The following is a 24475-nucleotide window of genomic DNA, read 5'->3' as shown; positions in this document are numbered from 1 at the left end:
CCCCGGTACCGGCCCCGGCCGCGCCCCAGGTGCAGGCCGTGCCCGCTCCGGAGCCCGAGCCGGCCCCGGCCCCCGAACCCGCGCCCGCCGCGCAGGCGGCGCCGTTCGGCAGGGACGCCACGAGCGAGGCGTCGCCGGCCCCCCACGCCTCGCCGTCCTCGCACGCCGAGCAGCAGCCCCAGGGGCCGGTGTCGATCCCGAGGCCGGCGCCCGAGCCGCCCACGCCGATCACCTCCCGCGTCTCCGAGCCCACCCGGCGCCGCCCGGTGGTCTTCGAGGAGCAGGAAGAGGAGCTCGACGTCCCCGACTTCCTGAAGTGATCGCACGCCTGACGAAGTGAGCGCCCGGGCACGACTCCGGGGATGCGGGCCGGAGTGGCCGCCCGGGCGCGAGGTCCGTAGGCTGAAGCGGTCCACCGTACGACTCGCCTGGAAGTGCCCGGACCCCCACGTGAACGACCCCAGCACCACACGACGCGACGAGATCGCGGCGGGCCTCGCCGAGGTGGAGCGCCGCATCGCCTCCGCCTGCCGGGCGGCGGGCCGCCCGCGCGGCGACGTCACCCTCGTCGCGATCACCAAGACCTACCCCTCCTCCGACGTGCGCATCCTGGCCGGGCTGGGCGTGCGCCACGTCGGCGAGAACCGCGACCAGGAGGCCTCGGTCAAGGCGGGGGAGTGCGAGGACCTGCCGCTGACCTGGCACTTCGTCGGCCAGCTCCAGACCAACAAGGTGAGGTCGGTGGTGTCCTACGCCGACGTGGTCCACTCGGTCGACCGTCCCCGGCTGGTCGAGGCGCTGTCGCGCGAGGCCGTCAGGACGGGCCGGCAGGTCGCGTGCCTGGTGCAGGTCGCCCTCGACGACGACCCCGGCCGCGGCGGCGCCGTCGCGGCCGAGGTGCCCAAGCTCGCCGAGATGATCGCCGGCGCCGAGGGGCTCACCCTGGGCGGGGTCATGGCCGTCGCCCCGCTCGGCGCCGAGCCCGGCCCGGCCTTCGCCAGGCTCCTGGAGCTCTCGCTCTCCCTGCGGGCCGACCACCCCGCCGCCACCGTCGTCTCGGCGGGCATGAGCGGGGACCTGGCGGAGGCGATAGCCCACGGAGCGACACATGTGCGAGTCGGTACGGCGTTGCTCGGCCGCCGCAAGCCCTTCGTCAGGTAATGTCCCCCCGAGTGGACCTTGATGTCCATGTATCCGAGCAGAGGTCGACAGCGGTGCCTTAGGTTGCCTTGGGTACGGCGACCATGAGCAGGAGGACGACGTAGCGATGGCCGGCGCAATGCGCAAGATGGCGGTCTACCTCGGTCTCGTGGAGGACGACCGCTACCCGGAGTATGGTAACTACGCCGACGACGACGATTACACCGACGACTACGTCGAGGGCCGTCGCGGCGACGATCGGGGTCTCGGAGCGGCTCAAGACGCCCACGAGGAGGTCGAGGCCCCCGTCCCGGCACCAAGGTCCGGGGCCGCCGTCGTCGAGCGCCGTACGACCGATCTGGCGCGCATCACGACCCTCCACCCTCGCACCTACAACGAGGCCCGCACCATAGGCGAGCACTTCCGCGAGGGCACACCGGTCATCATGAACTTGACTGAAATGGTCGACAGCGACGCGAAACGGCTTGTTGATTTCGCGGCAGGTCTGGTCTTTGGCCTACATGGCAGCATTGAACGTGTTACCAACAAGGTGTTCCTGTTGTCCCCAGCCAATGTCGAGGTGACCGCCGAGGACAAGGCCCGCATCGCGGAACGAGGGTTCTTCAACCAGAGCTAGAGTTCCACCATGAGCAGTGAACGGCCACTCAAGGCCTATCCGGACCGAGGCCGGCAGATCGGGATGGAGGCAGGGCGCGACCGTGATCGTTAGTGAAATCCTGGTCGCGATCCTGTCGATCTATCTCGTGTTGCTGATCGGCAGAATGATCTTTGAGACGGTGCAGCAGTTCGCCCGATCCTGGCACCCCAGGGGGGTGGTCCTGGTGCTGGCGGAGGTCATCTACACGGTGACCGATCCCCCGCTCAAACTCTTCCGCCGTTTCATTCCGCCCCTCCGGTTGGGTACGGTGGCCCTTGACCTAGGCTTCACTTTGCTGGTGCTTGGGGTCCTGGTCATGATCCAACTCGTGTCCGCGCTTCCTTTTTGATCGGGTACCGTCCTCCGGACAGACTCCGAGCGCGCCAAGGAGACCGAAATGCCGCTGACGCCCGCTGATGTGCGGAACAAGCAGTTCAGTACGACCCGGCTCAGGCCGGGATACGACGAGGAAGAGGTTGACGCCTTCCTTGATGAGGTGGAGGCCGAGCTCGACCGCCTCATCCAGGAGAACGAAGAGCTTCGGGCGAAGCTGACCGAGTGCCTGCGGGGCAAGGTGCCGGGCGGAATGGGCATGGGCATGGCACCGGCCCCGGTCGCCGAGCCGAAGCCCGAGATGATGATGCCTCCGCAGCCTGAGCCCATGAAGCCGCCGGAGCCGATCAGGCCCGAGCCGGTTCCCGTGGCGATGGGCATGCCCCCCGCCGAGGACAACATGGACACCGCCGCCCGTGTGCTCGCCCTCGCGCAGCAGACGGCCGACCAGGCGATCGCCGACGCGCGCCGCGAGGCCGACGAGACGGTGACCCGCGCCCGCCGCGAGGCCGACGAGATCCTCGGCAAGGCCCGCCGCCAGGCCGAGCAGATCATCGGCGACGCCCGCGCCCGCGCGGAGACCCTCGAGCGCGACGCCCAGGAGCGTCACCGCCAGGCCATGGGCTCGCTGGTGCAGACCCGCGACGAGCTCGAGCGCAAGGTCGAGGAGCTGCGCAGCTTCGAGCGCGAGTACCGCAGCAGGCTCAAGCTGTACCTCGAGAACCAGCTCGCCGAGCTCAACGTCGCGGCCGAGGGCAGCGGCGGCTTCCCCGTCGTCGGTGCTCCCATGGGCGGCGCCCCGGCGATGTCCCACGCGGTGGCTCCGGGTGGCCAGCAGCCGCTCCCCGGCGGCCAGAGCAACCCGTTCGGCCCCGAGCCCACCCAGCACTCCGGAGCCTTCCAGGGAGTTGACGGCCCTCACAACGATCGCCGTTAAGGTAACGGGTCAGGTTCAGCCCGACCCGCGACTGGAGACCCTGTGATCTACCTCAGCGCCATTCTGGTCGTCCTCGCCTTCGGCCTGCTGGTCATAGGCGTGGTGACCGGAACAGCGGTCCCGCTTGTGTGGTCGATCGTGGTCAGCGCGCTGGCTGCGGTCTTCCTGCTCATCGGGATGCTGCTGCGACGCCACGAGCTCTTCCCTTCCGGCGGCACCAAGGCGGCCCAAGCGCCGCCGATGCCCCCGGCGGGTGCGGGCGTCGCGGCCGGCGTGGCGGGTCATCACGGGATGGCGGGCTCTCCGGCGATGCCGCCGCGCGGGCCCTCCTCACCTCTCGCCCGGCCGCCCATGGCCGCACCCCACATGGCGGCGCAGTCCGCCGCGTCGGCGGTGTACACCCCGTCCGGGCCCCCGCGCGGCCCGGTCGCCGCGGGCGGCAAGCCGTCCCCCGAGGGGATCGTCCTCGTCATCCCCGGGCGCAAGCGGTTCCACCTGCCGGGGTGCCGGCAGCTCGCCGGGCGCGACTTCGAGGAGCTCACCTACGAGGAGGCCCGCGAGGAGGGCTTCTCCGCCTGCACCACGTGCCTTCCTGAGGGCTACAAGCCCCAGGCCCACGCCCCGGCCGCCCCCGACACGGCCGCCAAGCCCCCGGCTGCCGCCTCCAAGCCCTCCACGGGCGCCTCCTCCGAGGCGGCTACCACGTCCCTCACGGGCACTTCTTCCGAGGCCGCTCCCAAGCCCTCCGCGGGAACCCCCGAGGCGCCTTCCAGGCCCTCCACCGGTACCTCCCCCGAGGCTGCTCCCAAGCCCTCCACGGGCGCCTCCTCCGAGGCCGCTCCCAAGCCCTCCACGGGCACATCCCCGGCTCCGAAGCCCCCGGCGGGCACTTCCCCCGAGGCCGCTTCCAAGGCTCGTACGGCCTCCGGCGTGGATCCCCGTGGCAAACTGTCCACCGCCTCTCCCGTCGAGGCCCAGGCCTCCGCGGCCTCGCCCGCCGAGAGCGCCGCCAAGCCCTCCACGGCCTCCCGCGCCGGCGCCGGGGGCGCCAAGAGCACCCCGTCCGACGCGGCGGCGAAGCCCGCGTCCGGTGAGGGCGGTGCCAAGGGCGCCTCCGCGACCGGTACCGGGACCTCCTCCGGAGCGGGTGGCAAGGACGGCTCCGCGACCGCGGACAAGGCCGCCTCCCGCCTGGGGGGATACGTCTCCGAGCCGACGCGGCCGGTGACCAAGCTTCCGTCCGAGTCGCCCTCCGCCACGCCGCCGAGGCCGGCCGATCCGTTCGCCGGCATCAAGCCGGTGACCGTCCCCGAGGCCAGCACACCGTTCGAGGCCTTCAAGCGCCCTGCCGCCGCCACGCCGGACCTCGACCCCGGCAAGTCCGCCGGTGAGACCACGCCCGAGCCGTCCGGCAAGTCCGCCGGTAAGACCGCGCCCGAGCCATCCGGTAAGACCACGTCCGAGCCGTCCGGCAAGTCCGCCGGTGGGACCGTGCCCGGTGCGTCCGGCAGGCCCGGTGGTGCGGCCGCGGACGACGACACCGAGGACGACTCCCCGATCGTCGTCGTGACCGGCCGCTCCCGTACGCCCGCCGGCGCCGCGGCGAAGCCGGGAGAGGCCGCCGCGACCAAGGACGAGCCGCAGGGTCGCCCCTCCAAGGCCACCACGGCACCCAAGGGCAGGCCGGGAGACCCGGCCGCCGAGGAACCGACCGGCCCGGCCGCGGAGGAATCCGGCGGACCCGCCAAGGCGTCCGCGGGTGCCGGCGCCGCCGGCAAGGCCCGGGACGCCGAGTCCGGCAAGGCCCGGGACGCCGAGTCCGGCAAGGCCCGGGACGCCGAGTCCGGCAAGGCCCGGGACGCCGAGTCCGGCAAGGCCCGGGACGCCGAGTCCGGCAAGGCCCGGGACGTTCAGGCGGACAAGGGCGGGGACGTCGGGTCCGGTGAGGGGACCAAGGGGGAGCCCGCCGGTGAGGAGGGCGACGGTGGCGGGAAGCCGCGTAAGAGCGGGCCGACCGTCGAGGCCATGCGGCCGGGCATCGTCAAGGTCATCCCGGGCACCCGGCGCTACCACAGCTCCGCCTGCCCCCTGATCAAGGGATCCGACCCCGGCACCCTGGAGACCATGTCGAAGGCCGACGCCGAGGCCGCCGGTCTCACCCACTGCTCGGTCTGCGCCACCGACGACTAGCGTCGGCCCGGCTGAGGACGGCCGCGGCCGCTCCAGCAGCATGGATTGTGTGAGCCGCACACTTCCGGGCACCGTCATGCAGACGTCGGCACGGCAGGCGAAGGGGGAGCGATGATCTCGGAATCACATGTGATCGCGAGCCTTGCGGAGCTGGCGTCGCTGCTGGAGGGGCGCCAGGGTCTGTTCATCCGGTGGTCCCGGGACCTCGACGGGGACATGGCCAACGGCGGCAGCCGCGACGCCCTCACCGGTGCCGAGCTGCCCGGCCTGTCCGCCAACCCCATGGACCTCGAGGAGTGGTGGGGCGAGCGCCCGACCCGCCTGTGGGCGGCCCGCCGCCTGTACGACTACTCCCATCTCCGCCGCGAGCGCGGCCCCGGCGTGCGGGCCTGGGTGCTCGCGGGCACCGAGGTCGGCCGCGGCCCCGACAACGAGCCCCTGATCAGGTGCACCGAGGTGATCGGCCCGGTCGGCGACGCCGTCATGCGCGAGGCCGCCACACTGGTGGAGGGCCAGGACTGCCGGACCTGGGGTCCTCTCGACCGCGCCCGCACCACCTGACGCGCCCCGCTTCCCGCGGCGGCGGTGCGTCGCGCAGCCGGGGGCGCCGACCGCGCCGGGACGGCCGCCGGGGGTGGTGGCGAGCACGCGTGGACGTCCTGAAGGCCGGGAGCCCCCGGGGCGCGCCCGGTCGTGGACCTGGATCCCGCTAAAATTCGGTCATGACCGAGCTTGACGTTATCACCGGGAAATCAGATCCCGCCGTACAAAGAATCATCGACGTCACAAAACATTCGAGATCCGTTGTCAAGACGGCGCTGATCGAGGACCCCGAGCCTCTCATGGAATGCATTCGCGCGGGGCTGGAGTTCATCGAGGTCTACGGGATCGAGAGCACTCCCATGCCTGATGAACTTCTCGACGCGTGCAGGCGCCGGAACATTCCGGTCCGCCTGATCGAGTCTTCGATCGTCAATAGTCTGTTCAAAACCGACAAGAAACCTAAGGCGTTCGGTATCGTCCGGGTCCCGAAGCCGTACGGTTTCGGCGATCTGGCCCGCACGACCGGCGACCTGATCGTCCTCGACGGAGTGAAGATCGTCGGAAACATCGGCGCCATCGTGCGGACGTCCTTCGCGCTCGGTGGCGCGGGCATCGTGCTCGTCGACAGTGATCTCACGAGCATCGCCGATCGGCGCCTGATCCGGGCGAGCCGGGGATACGTGTTCTCGCTTCCGATCGTCCTCGCGTCGCGGGAGGAGGCGATCGGCTACTTCCGCGAGAGCGGCATCCGGCTCATGGCCTTCGACGCCGAGGGCGATCTCACCGTCGACGATCTCCGCGGGGTCGACGAGCGGCTCGGACTCCTGTTCGGCAGCGAGAAGACCGGCACGTCGTCCGGTTTCGAGGGCCTCTCGGCGGGTTCGGTGGCGATTCCCATCAACCCGGCGGCCGAGTCGCTCAACGTCTCCGTCTCCGTCGGGATCGTGCTCCACGGACGGGCGCACCGGAACCTCCCGGCCCGCCCCGCCGCCGCACGCCGCGGCTGACCCCGCACGGTGGGGGTGCCGAGTCGGCCGCGGCGCCTCCCGCTACCGGCCACCCTCAGATCTCCCCGGTACCGGGCTCGTCCCGAAGTCGGTGAGGGCCTGAGCCGCCAGCCGGGCGATCAGGGCCTCCTGGGCGGGATGCACTCCCAGACGGTTGTTCGTGGTGTGAAGGTAGTTCGCGACGCAGCTCAAGAAGGGAACTCCGGCGACCTGCAGCTCGGTGACGGGCTTCGCAGGTCCGCGCGGATCGAGCAGTTCGGCCTCACGCCTGGCCCCCGCGTAGATCGAGGCGAACTCCGAACGGTGATCGCCCGGCAGTATCGCCTCCAGCATGCGAGCGAACGGCGTCCGGACCTTGGCGTAGAGCGCCGCCCATCGATCGCGTGCGTCCGGCGGCTGGTACCGCTGCCAGTCGTCCGCGTACCGGCGCATGAAGCCGCGCATCCGCGCGGCGTCCAGGCCGATGCCGGCCAGCGACTCGAGCATGATCCTGGCCGCCTCGCCGACCGGGGGCCCGGACGCAGGCCGCCCGGGCAGCAGGCGAAGCAGGGCGCCCGAGGTCGCCACGAAGACGGATTCGGCGATGGCGACGCCGGCCGGGCCGCCGTACTTGGCCGGCTCGGGCACGTACGCCTCGGCCGTGACCGTGCCGAGGCCGCGCAGGCCGATCGGCTGCTCTCCTTCGAGGGCGGCCAGTCGCGCCTGTGCGCTCGACTCGTACTCGTACTCGGCGATCTGGGTGCCGGTGAAGCCCGGCACCCCGGCGCGCAGCGCGTCCTCGACCCGCGCGCGCCACGTGGTCCCCTCCCCGGCGAATCGGAGCCGCACGTGGGGGCCGCCCTGCCAGTACCGCAGGAAGAAGAAGGAACGGACGGCGGGCAGGTCCGTCAGCAGCGGCCGCACCACCCGGCCCAGGTAGTCCGACTGCATCGAGTAGGGCAGGAACACATGGAAGGCGGTCCAGTCGTTCATCGCGGCGCCCCGGGTTCCTGGCCGCGGTGGAGTTCGACGAAGAATTCCTCGGCGCTGTGCGTGCCCTTCTCCGCGTCGTAGTCGTCAGGTGCCGGAAGGCATTCACGGACGGACACGTGAAGGCCGGGCCGTGACAGCGCCGCCCTCGCCAGGCTGCGCAGCAGGCGCGGGTTGCGGAAATCGACGTACATGGGCTTGTGCACGCCGGCCCGCCGCATGTGGGTGAGATCCTGCCACGACTTGACCGACGTCAGGTTGCGCCCCGAAAGGACGTTGTACTCGTCGACGCTCTGGCACAGAACGAAGGCGTGCCGGGGCCAGCCCTGGGCGCGGCGCCACTCGTCGAAGTCGACCACCGCGGCGAGGTCGTCGGCCGCGAGCTCGTCGAGCAGCGGAACGGCCTGCGCGGCGATCGTCCACGATCGTCGTTCGGCGACCACGTCGCCGACGCACAACCTGGGGGCCGATGAGGGGAACGCGTCGACGTCCGCGTCAGCCTGGAGATCGCTGAGCAGGCGCCACGGGTAGAGCGTCGTCGGGCTCAACGCCTCGAGCAGTTTGTACAACGGCGGCGCCCACACCGGGATGAGGAAGTTCATGCCGACGAGATTCAGTTCGGCCCCGGTCCGCGCGTGGCGCATTCGCAGCGTCTTTCGGGCGTGGTCGGGGTGCAGTTCGATTTCGTCCAGGGAATATCGGGTCTGTGTGCGGTCGGATATGCAGCCGCCCGGGTAGTCCAGCACGTTTTTCGTCAGTTCCGGGTGGAGATTGAAGTTGAGGCCGAAGACGGCGTTCAGGTCCGTCTGGGCCGGAAAGACGTCCCGCAGGTGGCCGCGAACCGATTCCTCCAGGCTCCACCCGTCCGGCCCGGCGGGGATGAAACCGCAGAAACGCGAGAAGAACACCCCGTACCCGGTGTGCACTCCGTTGACGACCAGGGTGTCCTGCCCCTGGCGGGCGTGCCGGGTGAACTGCACGCGGAAGGTGATCGAATCGGGATCCAGCACGTGGCAGACCGAGTCACACGCCTGCGCGACGGCGTCGGGATCGATGTGCAGCACGCCGTCCCCGGATTCGCGGGCGGCGTCCCGGATCCGCCGCACCGCCCGCCTGCGAGCCGTCCGGAATTCGGACACCAGCTCGCTCCCGGTACCGGCCAGCAGCCGGTCCTGGTCGGCGGGCGACAGCCGGGCGAACTGCTCGTAGAAGTCGAGAAAGGCGACCGGGCCGCCCTCGGGGAAACGTTCCAGGGCGAACGCGTACAGCGCCAGCCGCTTGACCTGCCCGTAGTCCAGGAGCGACGCGAGCCGCCACAGGCTCGTGAGAGCCTTCGTCGCGTCCGTCACGCAGTCGGGCCGCCAGGCGGCCGAGGCGCCGGGTGAGGCCATGTCCTCGTAGACCAGCGACTTCATGCTCTCCTCCGGCGGGGGCGTCACCCCCGTCGACGAGGTCGCCGTCTGGATTCCCCGCCGTGCGGCACTCAGGAGCTCCTCACGCTGATCGAGCGAGGCGCCGGCGAAGCCCGCCTCCAGACGCAGCAGGTCGTCGAAGCACTCCGCGAGAGCCGACGCCTCGGGTGTCTGGGCCCTGGACAGCAGCGCCGCCAGCTTCGCGCCGTAGCGAGGGTCCTGGTCGTCGATCCCGGTGCCGAAGACGAGGAAGCCGACGCGCATCAGCGCGTCGAGAACCGTCCGGGCGTGCTCGGCGTCCCCGCCCGGCGGCGTGATGTCGGCGAGCACCTTGGTCGCCTCGACGGGCCCGTCGGACAGCAGCGTGAGAAGCCGCTCCACCACGGGCTCGATCCGGAGCCGGATCATCTCGAAGCCGCAGTACCCGTGGTCGTGCCAGGCGCGGCTCTTGCCGATGAACCGCACGATCGGCCCGACACGCTGAAGGCTCGAGTTGAGTGACAGGACACCCGTCTCCAGGCCGCCGGGAACCTGTGCCAGCGAGCCGATCAGCCAGTTCACCAGCACCCTGTTCACCGTGACGTGCGAGAAGGCCCGTGATTCGTCCGGCGGCTCGCACCGTGCGGACGAGGCGAAGGCGCCGACCTCGGTGAAACGGGCGAACGGGGACGGCTTGTAGGCGGCCCGGTAGAGGAAGTTCACCAGCGAGGTCTCGATCGAGCGCAGCTTGCTCGGCTTGAGCGGCGCCGGCGCCGGGCCGAACCTGCGCGCCATGGACGCGTACAGGCTGCTCCCCGAGAGCTGGATGCTCCCGGCGATGGCGTCGTGCCGGAACAGGTCGCCCAGCAGCGCCTCGGACGCCGCGTACTCATCGCGCAGGCTCGCGTGCGCCTGCCGCAGGACGTCCTGGACGGACTGCTGCCGCCGGCACCACGACCGGACGTCCTCCACGCACGAGTCGGGCAGCACGCCGCCGAGCGTCGCCAGCCGGTCGTCCACGCGGGCGGTCCGCGCGTTGTAGATGTCGCGGCGCAGCGTGACGACGTCGCTCCGGGCGTCGCCGTCCAGCCCCGCGATGACCGCCGACAACTCGTCCGAGAGCCGGCCGGCCAGCCGTTCGGCGTCGGCCCGTTGTCGCGCCGCCTCGTCGAAACGACGCCAGCTTTCGGTGAACGCCAGACCGTCGAGCATCGCGACCGGTAACCGACCGCGGCGGTACAGGACGTAGGGGCTGATCCGCATGTTCACGATGATCCTCGGCTGCTCGTGCTTCGGTGCCGCTGCCATGTTCGGGAGCGGCGGGCTCACGGGAAGGTGTGCGGGGGGACGTCGAGGTGGCTCTCCCCGGGCCGCAGCTGTGACGGGTACGGGAGCGTCGCGGTGGTCAACCGGGGAAGCCCCTCGGTCCGCCGCAGGTCGTGGCCGAAGGTCATCGGCAGGAACCCCGGGATGACGGCGCGGACGCAGACGAAGTCCCTCCACCGCAGCTCGGGCGTCGTCACGTCGGCGACGTAGGCCTGGTGCCCGGCGTGCGACACCTTGGCGGTCACGTAGCCGAGGTCGTCGGCGATGCTGTCGAAGCCGGGGTAGTCCGAGGGCACCTCGCTCAGCTTCATGGTGGGCGCCGGCGACTCGGTCAGGAAGTCGAACCACGGCCGCGACGACGGCAGCGCGCCGACCAGGCAGTGGTCCAGCATGGTCGTGACCAGCGTGAAGTCCTGCGCCATGGCGTGTGCCCTGGGGAGGTCGTCGAGGTAGGTGACGCTGATCGCCGCGAGGATCGCGGCGACCTCACGGACCGCCGACTCGGCGGCCTGAGCCGCGTCGAGGCTCGCGCCCGCCGAGACGAAGGTGCACGGGCCGGTCGGTGATTCGTTCCGGGCCAGCGCCACCACCACGGGGATGCCGGTGTCGAGCCCCGCCCAGAAGAGCCGGATCCGGAATCCGGAGAACAACTCGACCCTGGCGATGATGTCGCGAAGATCGCGGTGGTGGTGATCCAGTTCGATCTCGGGCAGCCGGAGCCTCCGGTACCAGGTCAACAGGAAGGCGTCACGCTCGATCACTTCCAGCATGCCGTGCAGCGCCGCCTCGTCCACCGTGCGCCCCAGGGCGTAGCCGTTGGAGCTGTCGGCGAAGAACGCCTTCGCCCGGCCGGGCCGCTCGGCCCAGTAGAGCGCGCGCTCGGGCAGGTAGCGCGGCGGTCCGCCCCCGGCCGGGGTGACCTCGACCCAGTCGGTGACCTCGTCCGGGGAGAGTTCGGCGAACGGGAAATCGGGACGGGCATAGCACCTCGGCAGGTGGTAGCCGAGCTCACGGGGGTCGATGGCGGCCGGTCCCAGATCCGCCAGCGACCCCGGGATCCGTCCGTCCCCGGCGGAGTGGCAGAAGCCGGCGTACCGCTCCAAGGCTTCGAGGATCGCCACCTCACGGCTCCGCCGCAGCGACGAGGTCCTGCCGACCCCCGGTTCGAGCTCACCGGTTCTGAGCGGGATCGAGACCTGAGCGGCGGGGACGGCGCTGTCCAGGTCGGCCATCGGCCGCTTGAAGAGGGTCTGCGGACCGACGTAGGCCCGCGACAGGTCCGCGGGCAGCGGCCTCGCGGAATGGAACGAGCCGGGCGCCTTGGCCAGGGACGCGGGGTCGGTGCTGAACTCGGCCCTCGTGCTGTGCGGAGGGCGGCACGAGCGGCACTGGGACCGTGGCGGTACCTCGCGCTGACCGACCTCCATGGTCACGAGGTCCAGGGTGATCAGGTTTCCCACCGGGAACCGCGCGTCGCGCGACGCGCCCGCGAGCGCGGCGACGATGTCCCGGGTGGCGTCGTCCAGCGACTCCCAGACATCGTCCCGCCCGGGTTCGGAGGAGGTGTAGCCGACCACCTGCTGGGAGGTGAGATGGCCGCGCAGGCAGTTCGGGCACGGGCCCGTCCCAGGGCTGCCGTATTTCAGCACGTGGACGCTGCCCCGCCACTCGAGCACGGCCAGCCCGATCCCCGGTGATGCGCCGGTGGCGCGGTGGATGACCTCGGGGTGCGTCATGCGGCCCAGGAGGATCTCACCGACCACCTGCCCGTCCTGCCGTGACGTCACCATTGTGACCAGCGATGCGCGCGTCAACACAGAGGAGCTCTCTCCGGCTCGTGCCATGCCTCATGGCGTCCGATGTGACCCGGGACCGCGACGCCGACCAGCGCCGCCCCCGTGCCGAGGAAGGGGACGAACCCCGACAGGTCCCACAGCTTCGGTGGAGGGGCCAGACTTTCCCAGACTTCCGGCCACGTCGCCTGGTGGGGCTGCACCGGGATCATGACGTCCGGGGCGTTGAGCAGCCGCAGGCACGCCATCGCCACGGCTTCGGCGCGGCACATCCCGTGGCCGCGGGCCGTGACGCCTCCGGCTCCGGTCCACGACGCCGTCCACAGGCCGCGGGACGTCGGCCCGCTGCGCCAGCCCCGTTCGATCGGCAGCCCGTCCCGGCGCAGGACGTCCACGAGGTACGCGGCGCGCTTGGCGCAGTCGTCCGGCCCCAGGTCCAGCGGCTCGACGGCGCCCGGCGGCTCGCCTTCCAGGAGCGAGAGCCGGAGCAGGGCGCGGTAGCGTGCCTCGGACGGTGACCAGCCGGCGGCGACGGCGAACCCCTCGGGGGCGACGGCCGCGCCCATCCGTTCGATCGCCAGCAGGGCGGCCTGATAGTGCGCCTCCCGCGTCGACAGGGTGTAGGCGGCGCATTCGCCGGCCCGCGTGCCATCGGGGCCGTGCACGAGGTAGCTGGCGCGGGCGCCGCCCAGCGGGACCTGCCGGAGGTCGTCTCCGTCGACCTCCAGGAACGGGCCCAGCAGCGGGTCGGTCCAGCGCTCCAGGGTCTGGAGTATGGCGTTGTTGTCGTCGAGGACCTGCTTGCCGTCCTCGTACCGGGCGATGTCGCTGCGGATCATCGTGCCGGTCGGATCGGCGGCGTCCAGGGGCTCGGCCACGGCCGCTCCGCGCCGGTGCGCGCAGGCTGCCAGGACATGGCCGGTGACGGAGGCACCCGAGGTTTCGACGCACAGAACCGGGGCGGCGTACGGGTCCCGGTGCGGCACGGCGCACCTCATGACGAGCCATTGCGCCACGGCGTGCCACTTGAGGGCCTGTGCCGCGGGCGGGGGCAGCGCCCGGCCGGACGGGTCCTCCTCCGGCAACGCCGCTCGCCGCTCCAGGCAGCGCCAGCAGGCCGGCGCACGCGTGTCCGACCAGAGGGCCCAGTATCGCGTCCCGAGCCGGCCCACGACGGCGTGCCGGACGTCTCCCGCCGCGAGCTCGTCGTGCAGCGACGCCAGCGTGTCCCGGTCGGTGGAGTCCGCGTCCAGGACCACCACGCGGCGGGCGCGCGCCTCGGGGTCCTGGAGCGCCGTCCCGGCGGATCCCGGTGAGCCGGTCCGCGCGATGTCCACAGCGCCGGGCAGCGCGCGTCGCAGGGCGTCGTGAAGCGTGCCCGCCCAGGCTCGGGAGCCGTCCAGCACCAGGCGCAGGTCACAGAGCCCGAGCAGGGCCTGCTCGGGGTCGGGCGTGAGCATCGCGAGGCGGCGGAGTACGGCGCCGGCGCCCCGCCCGATCGCGGCCTGGTGGGCCTCGATGGGCCGTGACAGCGGCGCGGCGAATCCACGGGCGACCAGAACCTCGATCGCCTTCTTCACGAACTCTCTCGCCCCGTCGGGGAAGGCGGCCAGCGCGGACGCGAGGTCCCGGTCGCCGTCGAGGACGGTGGCGAGCCTGGCGAAGACCCTGTGGCCTTCGGCTCCCTTGACGGTGAAGTACCCGTCCCGATGCCCCACCCAGGCGCCCGTGCCGGTGCGCTCGACGGCCACGTCGGGCCGGAGCAGCGGATAGCCGGAGCGTTCAGTCGCGGTCATGGCGCGGATACGCGTAGGTGCAGGAGAACAGCGGTTGCCGGGTGACACCGTCGGCCTCGATGAGGTGCTTGACCGAGGCGACGATGAAGCCGCCGAGTGTCGTGCCGGTCAGGCCGCGCGACTGGCACCGCAGGTGGAAGTCGTAGGCCATCATCGCGGCCCGGACCACCATGACCCGGTATCCGTGCGATCCGGCCCAGGTGTCGGCCTGGTCCAAGGACGCGCACACCGTGACCAGGCCACTGGCGTCGGCCAGCTCGCGTTGCACGCTCAGGCGCCCGGGATCCACCTGCCGCGACGTGGCCACCCGCCGCACGCCCGAGGGGGTGACGTGATGGACGCCCGTGTCGTCGTGCTCGCCGCGAAGGACGATGACGAAGACGTCGAGCGGACCGGCGAGCGCGTCCAGGCGCCAGTCCTCGACGTCGCCGAGCAGCGCGGCGTGCAGCATCGCGAAGACCTCGGCCGTGGGCACCGGGCGCGTCGAGTACGTCAGCGAACTGTGCCGCCCGGTCAGGGTCTGGAGAAGGTCCCGGCCCGCGCGCGACTCCGGCGCCGCCGGGATCGCGCCCAGGGGCCCGGAGCCCGGATCACGGCGGTGGCGCTCGGCGGCCCTTCCGTCGGCGGTGCTCCCGCGGGCCGAAAGCCCTTCGAGCACCCGCGTCATCTCGCTCTGCTGGAACCTCATGACCTCATCCCCAACTCCATGACCGCCGCCACCGGTTCGCGCGCGGGCGAGGTGCCCAGCACCTCGTGCAGGACGCCGTCGTCCCAGTCGGGCACCGGCCGGTACGGGACGCCGAGCCCGCGGCACACCGCTCGTACGGTGCTCAGCGCGCACCCGGCGTCCAGCCAGCACAGTCGCAGCCCGAACGCGCCGTACTTCTTCACGGACTTGCTCAGGTTCGCCGTCACCACCAGCCCGACGCGGCCCTTGCCCGGCACCACCTCACGGGTGATCCGGGCGAGCTGGTGGTCCCGGTCCACGTAGGCGTAGACGCCCTCGGGAAGGATCGATTCGTCCCGCGACACGACGTAGGCGATGGCGGATCCGATGTTCGCCGCGGAGGCCGTCCACCTGGCCACGCGGTCGGCCGTCAGCGTCTCGTCCCGTATCCCGAAGCCCATCTTCAGGATCACCGACAGGTCGCCGCCCGACATCCCGGTGTCCTGCTCGGGTGGGCCGGCCGACAGCCTGTCCATCTCCACGGGCGGAAGCTCGAACCTGGTCGCGCTCGGCCAGGAACGGAACTCGAACGGCAGACGGATGTTGGACGCGTGGTAGTGGCCGCGCAGGCCCTTGGGGTCGAAGTAGTCGTACGGCGGCAACGCCACCGCGGCTTCGTACACCGCGCTGTCGGGCGCCTTGGGCGCCACCGGACCGGAGACGAAGGAACACGACGGGCAGCCCGGACGGGTGGCCGGTGAGCGGTAGGCGGTGCGCAGCGTCGTCAGGTCGATCTCGCAGACGTCCAGGGGCAGGAACGTGGCCCAGGATCGCGAGAGCAGCGCGACCACGTGGTGGCCCGCCATGCCGGCGACGAGGTCCACCGAGTGCCGGGGCACCTCGCCGCCGAGGTTCCCGGCCCCCGACAGCACGCACTCGAGACACGGGCTGAAGGAGCGGTCGATCACCGGGCCCACCGCGGCGGTGCGGGCGTCCGCGCGGACGAGCAGCAAGGGGCGTCCCTCCCGCCACCATCGCCGCGCCCGCTCGGCGAGCCCGTCGTCGCCGCCTGTGCTGAACGCCACGACCAGATCGCCTCCGGCGGCGTCGCCGGAGGCCGGGTCGTCCCGCAAGGAGCAGACGCCCGACAGCAGCTCGCGGGTGGCCGCGACAAGTGCGGTGTCTCCCACCAGCGTCACGGTCCGGCTCGCCAGCCGCTCGGCGGCGTCGGCCCAGGACGCGTTGGTGCCCGTGGAGTTCCCCAGCCGCGACAGGGCGCAGATCAGCTCCGGCGGCAGCCCGCCTCCGGCCCCACCCGGCCGGTGCTCCTCCAGCGCCCCGACGCTCCACATCAGCGTGACGGCCTTGTGGACGGCCTCCTCGGGCAGGCCCAGCTCGGTGGCGATCGCCGCGTGGTCGCGAGTGCCGTCGCACAGCGCGGCCAGGGTGGCGAGCATCTCCCTGGCGAAGCGCCCGGTGAACACCTGCGGCCTGTCGGCGCCGTCGAGGACCACGACGTCGCCGGCCTCGCGGAGGCGGACGCCGATGCGCAGGACCGGCAGGCGAGGGACCGACAACTGCCTGTCCCGTCGGGCCGCGTCGCCGATGACGTCGGCGTGGACTTCGTTACCCATGGCAGATCCTCACGGCAGACTCGACAGGGCGACGGTCGAGCCGTCACTTCGTTCCCGGAAACGCCCGCCGCACCGCCGGCATCCGTTCACGCTGAGTGTCCCGGCGGACGAGGGGACTCCCGACACGAGATCGAAGGCGCGCACGGTCCCCCCCAGGCCTGAGGGGCCGGTCCGGATCTCCTCCAGGGCCTGGGCGAGGAAGCTTCTCGCGATGGCGACGTGCTGCGGGCCGAACCCCTCGGGAAGATCGCGTGTGGCCGCGTCGAGGTCGTAACCGTCGTCGCCCGCGCGGTGCTGGCGCAGGCGTTTCTCGAAACACGCGTAACACGCCGTTCTCCCCGGAATGGTGACCGGCCCGCAGACGATCCTGGCCGGCAGGAGTTCGACTCCCACCGAAGGGACACCCTGGGCGTACGCGACGGCGTCCAGCGCGTCGCGCAGTCCGCTGTCGTGACCGGCGTGCACGCAGACGACCTGGTCCGCCCCGGCCACGAGTTCCGGCGTCACCTCGGCCGGGCCGCAGGTGACCGGACGCGGAAGGTCGAGGCCCGCCCTGAGGGCATGGCCGAACCGGTCGCGCACCACCAGTAACGTCGATGATTCGCTGAAAGAAGGCAAGGTCTGTTCCAATGTGCGGCTATGCGAACGGCTGCGGGGCCGGATTGATGTCCGCCTCGGCGCGGGACGGGTACCCCATGGCGCGGGGAGCCTGGTAGAGCCGCGGCGTCGCCAGATAGCGCTCGGCGTGGATGAACGACACCGGCATGGCCTGCGGGACCATCACCTTGACCACGTGCTGTCCGGCCTGCCTGGCCTCGTCGGTGGTGATGTCGACCGCCAGCACCTCGGCCCCCCGGGCTCGCAGCCGGTCCACGGCCTCGGCCAGCGGGTCGCCGGCGTCGTCCAGGCCGGGCATCTCGGCCGGGGTGCGGGGCGGGCGATGACCGCCGAGCAGGAACGCGAAGTTGTCCCGTCGTTCCCGCGCCGCGTTGTAGGCGGCGCCGCCGACCACGCTGACCTTCCCGGCGTCCGGCACCCGATCGGCATCGCCGCGGTACTCACGCAGGGCGATCCGCAGCGAGGCCAGCTCCCGGTAGAGCTTGCCGACGGCCGCGCTCGGTGAGACGTCGCAGGTCGCGGCGACCAGCTGGGCCATGCTCCGGTCTCCCTCGCAGAGCTGCACCCCGTAGACGACCGGGATGCCGAAATCGGTCGTCGCGTCGAACAGCCGGACCGTGAGGCCCGACGATGTGCCCCTCTCGTGGCATGACCGGGCGTAGGGGTCCAGCGACTCGGGGTCGACGGTCAGCTCGGGCAGTTCGAGGCGCTGCAGCCACGTCAGCGCGATCGAGTCACGCTCGACGACCTCGAGCAGGCCGCCGAGCACGGCGCGGCGCAGGTCGGCGTGCACGGCGGCGCCGGTCGTGATGGTGCGGATGAACATCTCGGAGGACGTCGCCGGCACCATGTGCAGGTACACCGCCATCGCCGGGACGAGTACCTCGCGGCGGCGCGTGAGCGACCATCCGCGCACCCACCTGATCGGGACGGCCGGGTCGTAACGGCGCAGCCCGCACGACGGCTGGGCGAACTCGGTCTCCGAGCACCGCGGCCATCGGCGTGGCGACACGTACTCGGCGCCGAGTTCCGATTCGCTGGCGTGGACGAGGGTGTCCTCACGCCAGGCGCAGGTGGAGTACCTTTCCAGGGCTTCGGCGATGGAGATCAGGCGGGCTCTTTCGTCGGTGAGCGCCGTGCCGACGCCGTTGATGTTGCCCATGTCCGGGTCATGACGCCAGGCCCGCAGGTTGTCCAGCGCACCGGACAGGTTGCCGACCGAGGAGACCCTGATCGACACGTCGGGATCCCCTTCCGAAGGGAAGAGGGGATACGTCTGTGAGACGAGGCCGAAGGGCGATACCAGGCGCTCCAGCCTGCGGAGCTCCGGAGCGACGGGAGGGGAGGTTACGGGACTCAAAGAACCACCGACCTGGAATCGAGTGCGAACGGATCACGCCGGACCGGAGCCGCCACGACGCCTCCCTAGAACCCGGGCCGGGGACGGGCGACGGTGGCGGCGAACATCTGGTGCCGGGAAACGCCGTCGGACGCCAGCACCGCACGTGCCGCGGCGGTGTTGAAGCCGGCGAAGACGGTGCCCCCGAGGCCTGCGGCCAGGGTGCGCAAGTGGAAGAGGTAGACCAACGCGCTGCACCGCGACATCGCCATCCGGTACCCGTGGGCGCCCCAGCGTGTCTCGGCGGCGTCCAGGTCCGCGGCGACGCTCAGCACGGCCGCGGCGGTGGCGAACTCCCGCTGGAGCCCGAGGTACTCGTCCGCAGGCCCGTCAGGCAGGTCCCCGAACCAGTCGGCCGCCTCCGTGCTCACGCGGTAGATCCCGGCGTCGCGGTCCATCGGGCGGAGCGCGATCAGGAACGCCTCGATGGGCGCGGTGGCGGCGTCGCCCCAGCCGGCGGCGTCGTCCCGCATCAGGTCCCGCAGCGTGACCAGCATCGGCGTGACGGCGACCGGCTCCTCGGTGTAGACCAGCGTCGATCGCCGCCGGTCGAGGCACGCGCCGACCGTGGTCGACGGCAGCGGCTCACAGCCGCTCAGCTCCAGCCGCCGGACGCTCGCCGGCTCGCGGCGCCGCCTGCCGGCGCCCGCTGGGGACCCGTCCGGCCTGGTCGGCAGACCGCGGAGAACCTCGTTCATCGGTCCGAAGTCACCGCGCACCGTCGTCACCTCCGAGCAGATCCAGGACGCCGCAGATGACCTCGCTCTCGGCGAGCCCCAGCTCGGCGCGCAGCTCTTCCTCGTCCCAGTCGGCGACATGCCGGAAGCCGACGCCGAGCGCCCCGGCCACCAGGACCGCGGTGGCCAGGGCGCAGCCCGCGTCCTGGAAGACCACCCTGAGCGCGAACGCTCCGTACTTCTCCGCGACCTTGTCGACGTCGCCGGTGAAGACGACGCGGGTGCCGGCGCCGCGCCGGGCGCCGCCCCGGCCGACCTCGGCCAGCTCGTGGTCGAGGTCGACGTAGGCGTAGGCCCGGCCGGGCAGGCCCTCGACCGCGCCGGGCAGCACGTAGGTCGTGACGGCGCCGATGTTCCCACCGGCGGCCGTCCACCTGCGGATCTTTCCGTGCACCGGCTCGCGCGACCTGATCCCGCTCGACGCGAGCAGGATCATCGCGAGGTCGTGCGGGCCGGGCGGCCTCCCGGTGCCGTCTCCGGCGGTCATCCCCGCCCGCAGGCCGGCCGGATCAACGTGGGGCAGGGAAGTGCGCGCGGCCCCCGGCCAGTCACGGAACCGGTGCTGGAGCTCCATGTTCCCGACCTCGTAATGGGCCTGATGACCCTTCACGGCGAGGAACTCCCGAGGCGGAGCCGCGACGGACGCCTCGTAGGAGCCGCCCGGCGAGAGCCGGTCGCTCACCGGGCCGTCGGCCTGCGAGCAGTACGGGCAGCCCGGGCGGGTCACCTGCGGGCGGTAGGCGGCGCGCAGGTCGTCCAGGTCCCACTCGATGGAATCCATGGGCAGCGCCGAGTTCAGCGACCGGCTCAGCAGGCTGGTCAGCTCGCGGGCGATCAGGCCGGCGGCCAGCTGGATCCCCGTGCGGCTCCCGCCGTCGCCCTGTGGGATGCCCCTCGCGCAGTGCAGGCATGGCGTGAAGGCCGGATCGACGTACGGCCCGATGAGCAGCCGGCGTCCGCTCCAGGCGACGTGCAGCAGCGCGCGCCCGCTCGTCCAGCAGGTGGTGGCGAGCCGGGAGAGCGCGGCGTCCAGGTGGCCGTCCGTCAGGACGACCGTCAGCGCCGGCCGGGTCCGGTCCTCCTCCGTATGACGGGCCACCTGGACGCCGGTCGCCGCCAGCGCGCGCCCCACCTCGGCGACCAGTGGCTCATCGCCCGCCAGTGTCACGGTCCGCGCGGCCAGGTGGTCCAGCGCCAGGCTCCAGTGCTCGTGCACGGCGGTCGAGTCGCCCAGGCGGGAGAAACAGACCGCCAGTGGGGTGACGTCACGAACGACGGCGTTGGCGTGGTCTTCCACGGCGCCGGAGGTCCACAGCAGGGCGATCACCTTGAAGACGATGTCCTCGCTGAGGTCCAGCGCGGCCGCGATCCCGGCATGGTCACGCGTACCGTCGAGCAGGTCCGCGAGCTCCATGAGCCGGGTCCGGGCGAACTCGCCGCGCAGGAGCCGGCTCCGGACCGCGCCGTCGAGGGACACACCGTCGCCGGCAGGTCGCAGCCGGACGCCGAGCCGCAGAACCGGCCGCTCCGGGACGGTCAGTTGCATGTCGAACCGGGCGGCCCGCCCGATGTGCTCCGCTCGCAGTTCAGACGGCATGCTCGGGCGCCTCCTTGTGCGGCGGGGCGGCCGGTTCGCCGCACCGCGGGCAGCCGTCGTGCCTGTTCACCGTCCGCACCGTCATGGTGCCGTGCACGCAGTCGTACGAGACGAGCTCCGCGGCGGCGGACAGGCGGTCGAACGCGCGCAGCAGCAACCCCGCGCCGATCAGGACGTCGTGGGGGGCGAATCCCTCCGGTAGGCCCCGCAGCCGTGACAGCCGGTCGTCGGCCCCCGGGGTGTGCTCGCGCCGTTCGGCGGCGAGGCAGGCGTGGCACGCGGTGCGTCCCGGGAGGACGGACGGCCCCAGCACGATCCGGGTCGGGAACAACTCCAGCACGCTGGTCGGAAGCCGCCGGTCGGCACCGACGTGGTCGATCAGCGCGTGGACTTCGGCGAAGCCCGCCGGCAGCACGGCGACGATCGCGCTCGCCGCGGGGATCTCGCCGGGCGTCAGGCCCGGGTGGATCGCAAGGCGTCGTCCCACGGCGACCCGCGCCGCGTCGAGCACCTCGACGGCGAACCCGCCGGAGTACAGGAAAAGGGCGTCGTCGACGATCATTCGGTCCGCGCCGCTCGCTTTCGAGCCGCGCCCCCACTCGAACCCGTGCTCATGTCACACATAGCTCATTCCTGCGCCGTCCCTCGACCGCGCGAAAGCCTCCGCCAACTCACCGAACGCCCGCAGAAGATCGCTCGCCGTGCACCCGGCGACGTCCTCGTTGGAGCGGGCGACCACGTAACACAGGAGATACCGCTCGGGGACGCTGAGGCCGAGCGTGTGAACCAGGCTGTAGAGCACGCTGGATTCCATCCTGAAGGCCTGGAAATCCGCGCTCCGGTACAGCAGACGCTCCAGCGCCTCCCGCCGGCCGAGAAGCGAGTGGAACCTGGTGGGGGACAATGGTTCGTCCCGTCCCTGGTCGAGGTTCTCGAGGCTGTCGCCCGTGGACTCCAGCACGCCGTTCCTGAAAGCCTGCCGGAGGTCGCCGAACGTGGCCTCGACGAAGCGGCCCCAGGAGCCCGAGGGCCCCTCCGGAGTCCGCGCCGTGGGGACGAGAGCGAGGCGGATGTCGTCCCGCACCTGCTCGCCCAGGCGCCGATAGGCGTTCTCGAAGTGCTCCCGCAGCCGTTCGGGCTCGGCCACCCGCGCGATGAACCCCTCGAAGTGGGACCTGAAGCTGAGCAGCCGCAGCGGCATCAGACGTGCGTGGTCGACGCCCTGGAGGTCCAGGAGCTCCGACACCGCGACGTTCGACCGGGCGTGAGCCACCATGGTGCGGGCCAGCAGGCGGTACGCCGCGTCGCGGTCACCTGTGAGCAGCCGCCGGGCGTGGTCGAGCAGGGCCGGGCCGCTCGCCCGGCACAGCCGTTTGGACATGGGATCGAATTCGACTCCGGAGAAGCCGGCGTTCCACAATGGCGACGGCCCGGAGTCCGCCGGATCGTCCCGCGTCTCACCGGAGAAGCCGTGGTCCCGTAGCACTCGCAGTGCCTCGGCGGTGCGGCCGTCGTCATCCAAACTTATTTGCAAACAGTCGTGAAAGGAATCGCCGTCCCAGGTCCGGACCGCATAAGAGCCGGAAACGGACGCCCCCAGGACCAGTATTTCGGCAATGCAGGCCCTCAACGCCGTGGCGTCCAAAGAATTCTGGCCGGGCAGTCGCGCGGTGATGAACAGACGCAAGGTGAGCCCTCGCTCTCGCCGTCGGCGTGCAGAGGAAGTGAATCAGTGAAGACCGCTCCCGGCGCCGACACATCTGCGCGGCAGCGCCGGGAGCGGTCTTTTCTCACGCCGAGCAGGTCGAGCTGCAGGAGCTGCAGGCGCAACCGCTCGTCGTGGTGGAAGCGGCCATCACCTGCGACGGCGTCTCGTCCGACCGGGCGTCGGCGCTGATGAGATCGGAGATCTCAATGGCGCTCAGGTCGATGCTGTCAATCATCTTGTCCATGTTTTTCACCCCCTTACGGATATGAGGGGAATCTAGCCCAGGCAATGAAGGTTTCGCAATGGATCACGACGACGAATTATGGGATCCAATTCCCTGCAAAATAGGTAGAGTTCAGTTATTCGCGGGGCTGACCTGCGATTTCAGGGAATGCATGACGATGAATGGAGTTTCGAATCGAAGAGGTTCGGCGCTGTCCGGGGCGAGGCTCTGGTCACAAGTGCCGGTACTCGCCGCGGCCACGACGAATAACGCAGAGAAAAGTGGCGTTCTCTGCGTTAGGAATGGCGAGAGATGAATTTTTTGGACAGCGGCGTTCGGAGCCGGTCGACCTTCAGGTGAATCGCACCGATGAGATGACAGGCTGAGCGAGGACGACCGCGACCGGCGTCCGGGGACGGAACGGCCGCGAACCCCGGCCGGCCGTACCCGACGAGACTCGGAGGACCGTGACCCCTACGCCGGGGACCTCAGCTCGCTATGCCCGCCACACGCAGAGGTCGAATCGGCCGGCCGAAGCGAGGGCGGTGCCCAGGACAGCAGGTGCCATTGATCGACGAATGCGCATGGACTACCTCTCCGATTGAACGCCTGACCCGACCGGTCGGCCTGGTACGCGAAGACCAGGGACCTGGTCTCGTCGTCACGGCGATCTTGTCTCCGCCGTCACGGACATCATCGTGAAGGAGTTCCCATGAACTGTCATTGACGACTTCTGCACACTTCTTGTCGATTGCTGCACAGAGGCCGCATCTCGCGCACGTCCTGGAGGCGGCTCAGGGCTGAGCAGCAGGAACGCCGCGACGCCCGGACCGATCGCAGCACCGCTTCCCGCCGAGCCGGCGGCACGCGACCGCCGCACCCGACCAAGGTCCTGAGCGCGGACGACACGATCCACCCGCCGGCACTTGTTGCGGCGATCCGGCGGCTACGCCTTGCGGGCGACGGCGCCGTAGAGCCACTTGGTGGCGGGCGGGGCGGGGTCGGTGGGGTCGGGGTGCCAGGTGTCGATGGTGACCAGCCCCGGCTCGACCAGCTCGAAGCGCTCGAAGAAGCCGGCCACCTCGGCGTGTTCGCGGAAGTAGATCGGGGTCGGGGTGGTGGCGTAGACGGCCTCGATGCCCTCGACGGCGGACAGGGCGTGGCCGTCCCGGGTGACGTGGGTGGCCGTGATGAGGCTGCCGGGCGCCATGGCGTCGTGGAGGGCGCCCATGACGGCGTCCCGCTCGTCCAGGGTGAGGAAGTGGATCATGGCGATCAGCAGGACGCCGACCGGCCTGCCGAAGTCGATGAGCTTGATGGTCTCCGGGTGCCGCAGGACCTCGGCGGGCCGGCGCATGTCGGCGGAGACGACCGTGGTGTTGTCGTCGGTGGCGAGCAGGGCGCGGCCGTGCGCGAGCACGATGGGGTCGTTGTCGACGTACACCACGCGGGCGTCCGGGACGATCTGCTGGGCGATCTCGTGCGTGTTGCCCACCGTGGGCAGGCCGGAGCCGATGTCGATGAACTGCCGGATGCCCTGCCGCGCCATGTGGCGCACGGCCCGGCGCAGGAACGCGCGGTTCTCCAGGGCGAGCTGCCCGATCTCCGGCATGGCCTCGGCGACCCTGCGGACGGCGGCGCGGTCGACCTCGTAGTTGTCCTTGCCGCCGAGGTAGTAGTCGTACATCCGGGCCACGCTCGGCCTGGTGGTGTCGATGCCGGCCGGCGCCGGGCCTCGCTCCGCCACGCTGGGATCTCCGTTCACGAGCGCCGGGCACGCGGGAAGGCATGGAGTTGGCCTGCGGACCG

At 71.3% G+C, this 24475-nt stretch carries 21 protein-coding genes and 1 pseudogene; 8 read left to right on the top strand and 14 right to left on the bottom strand.

The genetic code is table 11. The features are described 5' to 3' along the window. From KIK05_RS43380 to nshR, 8 genes and pseudogenes are all read left to right on the top strand, one after another. A pseudogene (locus KIK05_RS43380) lies at positions 1-320 on the top strand (cell division protein FtsZ); the annotation flags it as partial. Positions 321-450: 130 nt separating this feature from the next. Continuing rightward, complete coding sequence (locus KIK05_RS43375; RefSeq protein WP_214416754.1) at positions 451-1161, top strand: YggS family pyridoxal phosphate-dependent enzyme; 711 nt, start codon at positions 451-453, stop codon at positions 1159-1161. A 106-nt stretch (positions 1162-1267) separates the two neighbouring features. Further along, the gene (locus tag KIK05_RS43370) at positions 1268-1777 is read left to right on the top strand and encodes a cell division protein SepF (protein WP_214416753.1); all 510 of its coding nucleotides are present in this window, start codon (positions 1268-1270) and stop codon (positions 1775-1777) included. Between the two features lie 82 nt (positions 1778-1859). After that, the gene (locus KIK05_RS43365; RefSeq protein WP_214416752.1) at positions 1860-2147 is read left to right on the top strand and encodes a YggT family protein; all 288 of its coding nucleotides are present in this window, start codon (positions 1860-1862) and stop codon (positions 2145-2147) included. A gap of 48 nt (positions 2148-2195) precedes the next feature. Beyond that, entirely contained in the window at positions 2196-3068 is an 873-nt protein-coding gene (locus KIK05_RS43360) for a DivIVA domain-containing protein (RefSeq protein WP_214416751.1), read from the top strand. Between the two features lie 42 nt (positions 3069-3110). Further along, entirely contained in the window at positions 3111-5258 is a 2148-nt protein-coding gene (locus KIK05_RS47745) for a hypothetical protein (protein ID WP_250564423.1), read from the top strand. Positions 5259-5369: 111 nt separating this feature from the next. Next, positions 5370-5819, top strand: coding sequence for a DUF6098 family protein (locus KIK05_RS43350; protein WP_214416750.1), 450 nt, complete (start codon positions 5370-5372; stop codon positions 5817-5819). 161 nt (positions 5820-5980) lie between these two features. After that, positions 5981-6808 (top strand): NshR/TsnR family 23S rRNA methyltransferase, encoded by an 828-nt coding sequence (nshR, locus tag KIK05_RS43345; RefSeq protein ID WP_214416749.1) that lies wholly within the window; start codon positions 5981-5983, stop codon positions 6806-6808. Positions 6809-6850: 42 nt separating this feature from the next. On the opposite strand, the gene KIK05_RS43340 is transcribed toward nshR, so the two are convergent. The 14 genes from KIK05_RS43340 to KIK05_RS43275 form a co-directional block, all read right to left on the bottom strand. Next, positions 6851-7780, bottom strand: a complete 930-nt coding sequence (locus KIK05_RS43340; RefSeq protein WP_214416748.1) for a lantibiotic dehydratase C-terminal domain-containing protein — start codon at positions 7778-7780, stop codon at positions 6851-6853. Continuing rightward, the gene (locus tag KIK05_RS43335) at positions 7777-10476 is read right to left on the bottom strand and encodes a lantibiotic dehydratase (protein WP_214416747.1); all 2700 of its coding nucleotides are present in this window, start codon (positions 10474-10476) and stop codon (positions 7777-7779) included. Before KIK05_RS43335 ends, KIK05_RS43340 begins: the two co-directional genes overlap by 4 nt. Positions 10477-10493: 17 nt before the next feature. Continuing rightward, positions 10494-12311 (bottom strand): YcaO-like family protein, encoded by a 1818-nt coding sequence (locus KIK05_RS43330; RefSeq protein ID WP_214416746.1) that lies wholly within the window; start codon positions 12309-12311, stop codon positions 10494-10496. Then, positions 12305-14083, bottom strand: coding sequence for a hypothetical protein (locus tag KIK05_RS43325; protein ID WP_214416745.1), 1779 nt, complete (start codon positions 14081-14083; stop codon positions 12305-12307). Before KIK05_RS43325 ends, KIK05_RS43330 begins: the two co-directional genes overlap by 7 nt. Continuing rightward, on the bottom strand, positions 14070-14771 hold the full coding sequence (locus KIK05_RS43320) for a nitroreductase family protein (protein ID WP_250564422.1): 702 nt from the start codon (positions 14769-14771) through the stop codon (positions 14070-14072). Before KIK05_RS43320 ends, KIK05_RS43325 begins: the two co-directional genes overlap by 14 nt. Next, on the bottom strand, positions 14768-16384 hold the full coding sequence (locus tag KIK05_RS43315) for a tpaE (protein WP_214416744.1): 1617 nt from the start codon (positions 16382-16384) through the stop codon (positions 14768-14770). Before KIK05_RS43315 ends, KIK05_RS43320 begins: the two co-directional genes overlap by 4 nt. A 9-nt stretch (positions 16385-16393) precedes the next feature. Then, on the bottom strand, positions 16394-17002 hold the full coding sequence (locus KIK05_RS43310) for a cyclodehydratase (RefSeq protein WP_214416743.1): 609 nt from the start codon (positions 17000-17002) through the stop codon (positions 16394-16396). Between the two features lie 19 nt (positions 17003-17021). Further along, a complete protein-coding gene (locus KIK05_RS43305; RefSeq protein WP_308250384.1) occupies positions 17022-18242 on the bottom strand; it encodes a YcaO-like family protein in 1221 nt (406 codons plus the stop codon). A 185-nt stretch (positions 18243-18427) separates the two neighbouring features. Next, a complete protein-coding gene (locus tag KIK05_RS43300; RefSeq protein ID WP_214416741.1) occupies positions 18428-19099 on the bottom strand; it encodes a nitroreductase family protein in 672 nt (223 codons plus the stop codon). Positions 19100-19109: 10 nt separating this feature from the next. After that, positions 19110-20735, bottom strand: coding sequence for a nitroreductase family protein (locus tag KIK05_RS43295; RefSeq protein ID WP_214416740.1), 1626 nt, complete (start codon positions 20733-20735; stop codon positions 19110-19112). Then, positions 20725-21297, bottom strand: coding sequence for a hypothetical protein (locus KIK05_RS43290; RefSeq protein ID WP_214416739.1), 573 nt, complete (start codon positions 21295-21297; stop codon positions 20725-20727). Before KIK05_RS43290 ends, KIK05_RS43295 begins: the two co-directional genes overlap by 11 nt. Before the next feature lie 54 nt (positions 21298-21351). Further along, positions 21352-22116, bottom strand: coding sequence for a hypothetical protein (locus KIK05_RS43285; RefSeq protein WP_214416738.1), 765 nt, complete (start codon positions 22114-22116; stop codon positions 21352-21354). 409 nt (positions 22117-22525) lie between these two features. Then, entirely contained in the window at positions 22526-22687 is a 162-nt protein-coding gene (locus KIK05_RS43280) for a thiocillin/thiostrepton family thiazolyl peptide (protein ID WP_250564421.1), read from the bottom strand. A 925-nt stretch (positions 22688-23612) separates the two neighbouring features. Then, positions 23613-24413, bottom strand: a complete 801-nt coding sequence (locus KIK05_RS43275; RefSeq protein ID WP_214416737.1) for an SAM-dependent methyltransferase — start codon at positions 24411-24413, stop codon at positions 23613-23615. Positions 24414-24475 lie beyond the last annotated feature (62 nt).

This window comes from Sphaerisporangium fuscum, from assembly GCF_018531465.1.
In the GTDB taxonomy this organism is placed as follows: domain Bacteria; phylum Actinomycetota; class Actinomycetes; order Streptosporangiales; family Streptosporangiaceae; genus Sphaerisporangium; species Sphaerisporangium fuscum.
This window is presented reverse-complemented; position numbering and strand designations above follow the sequence as displayed.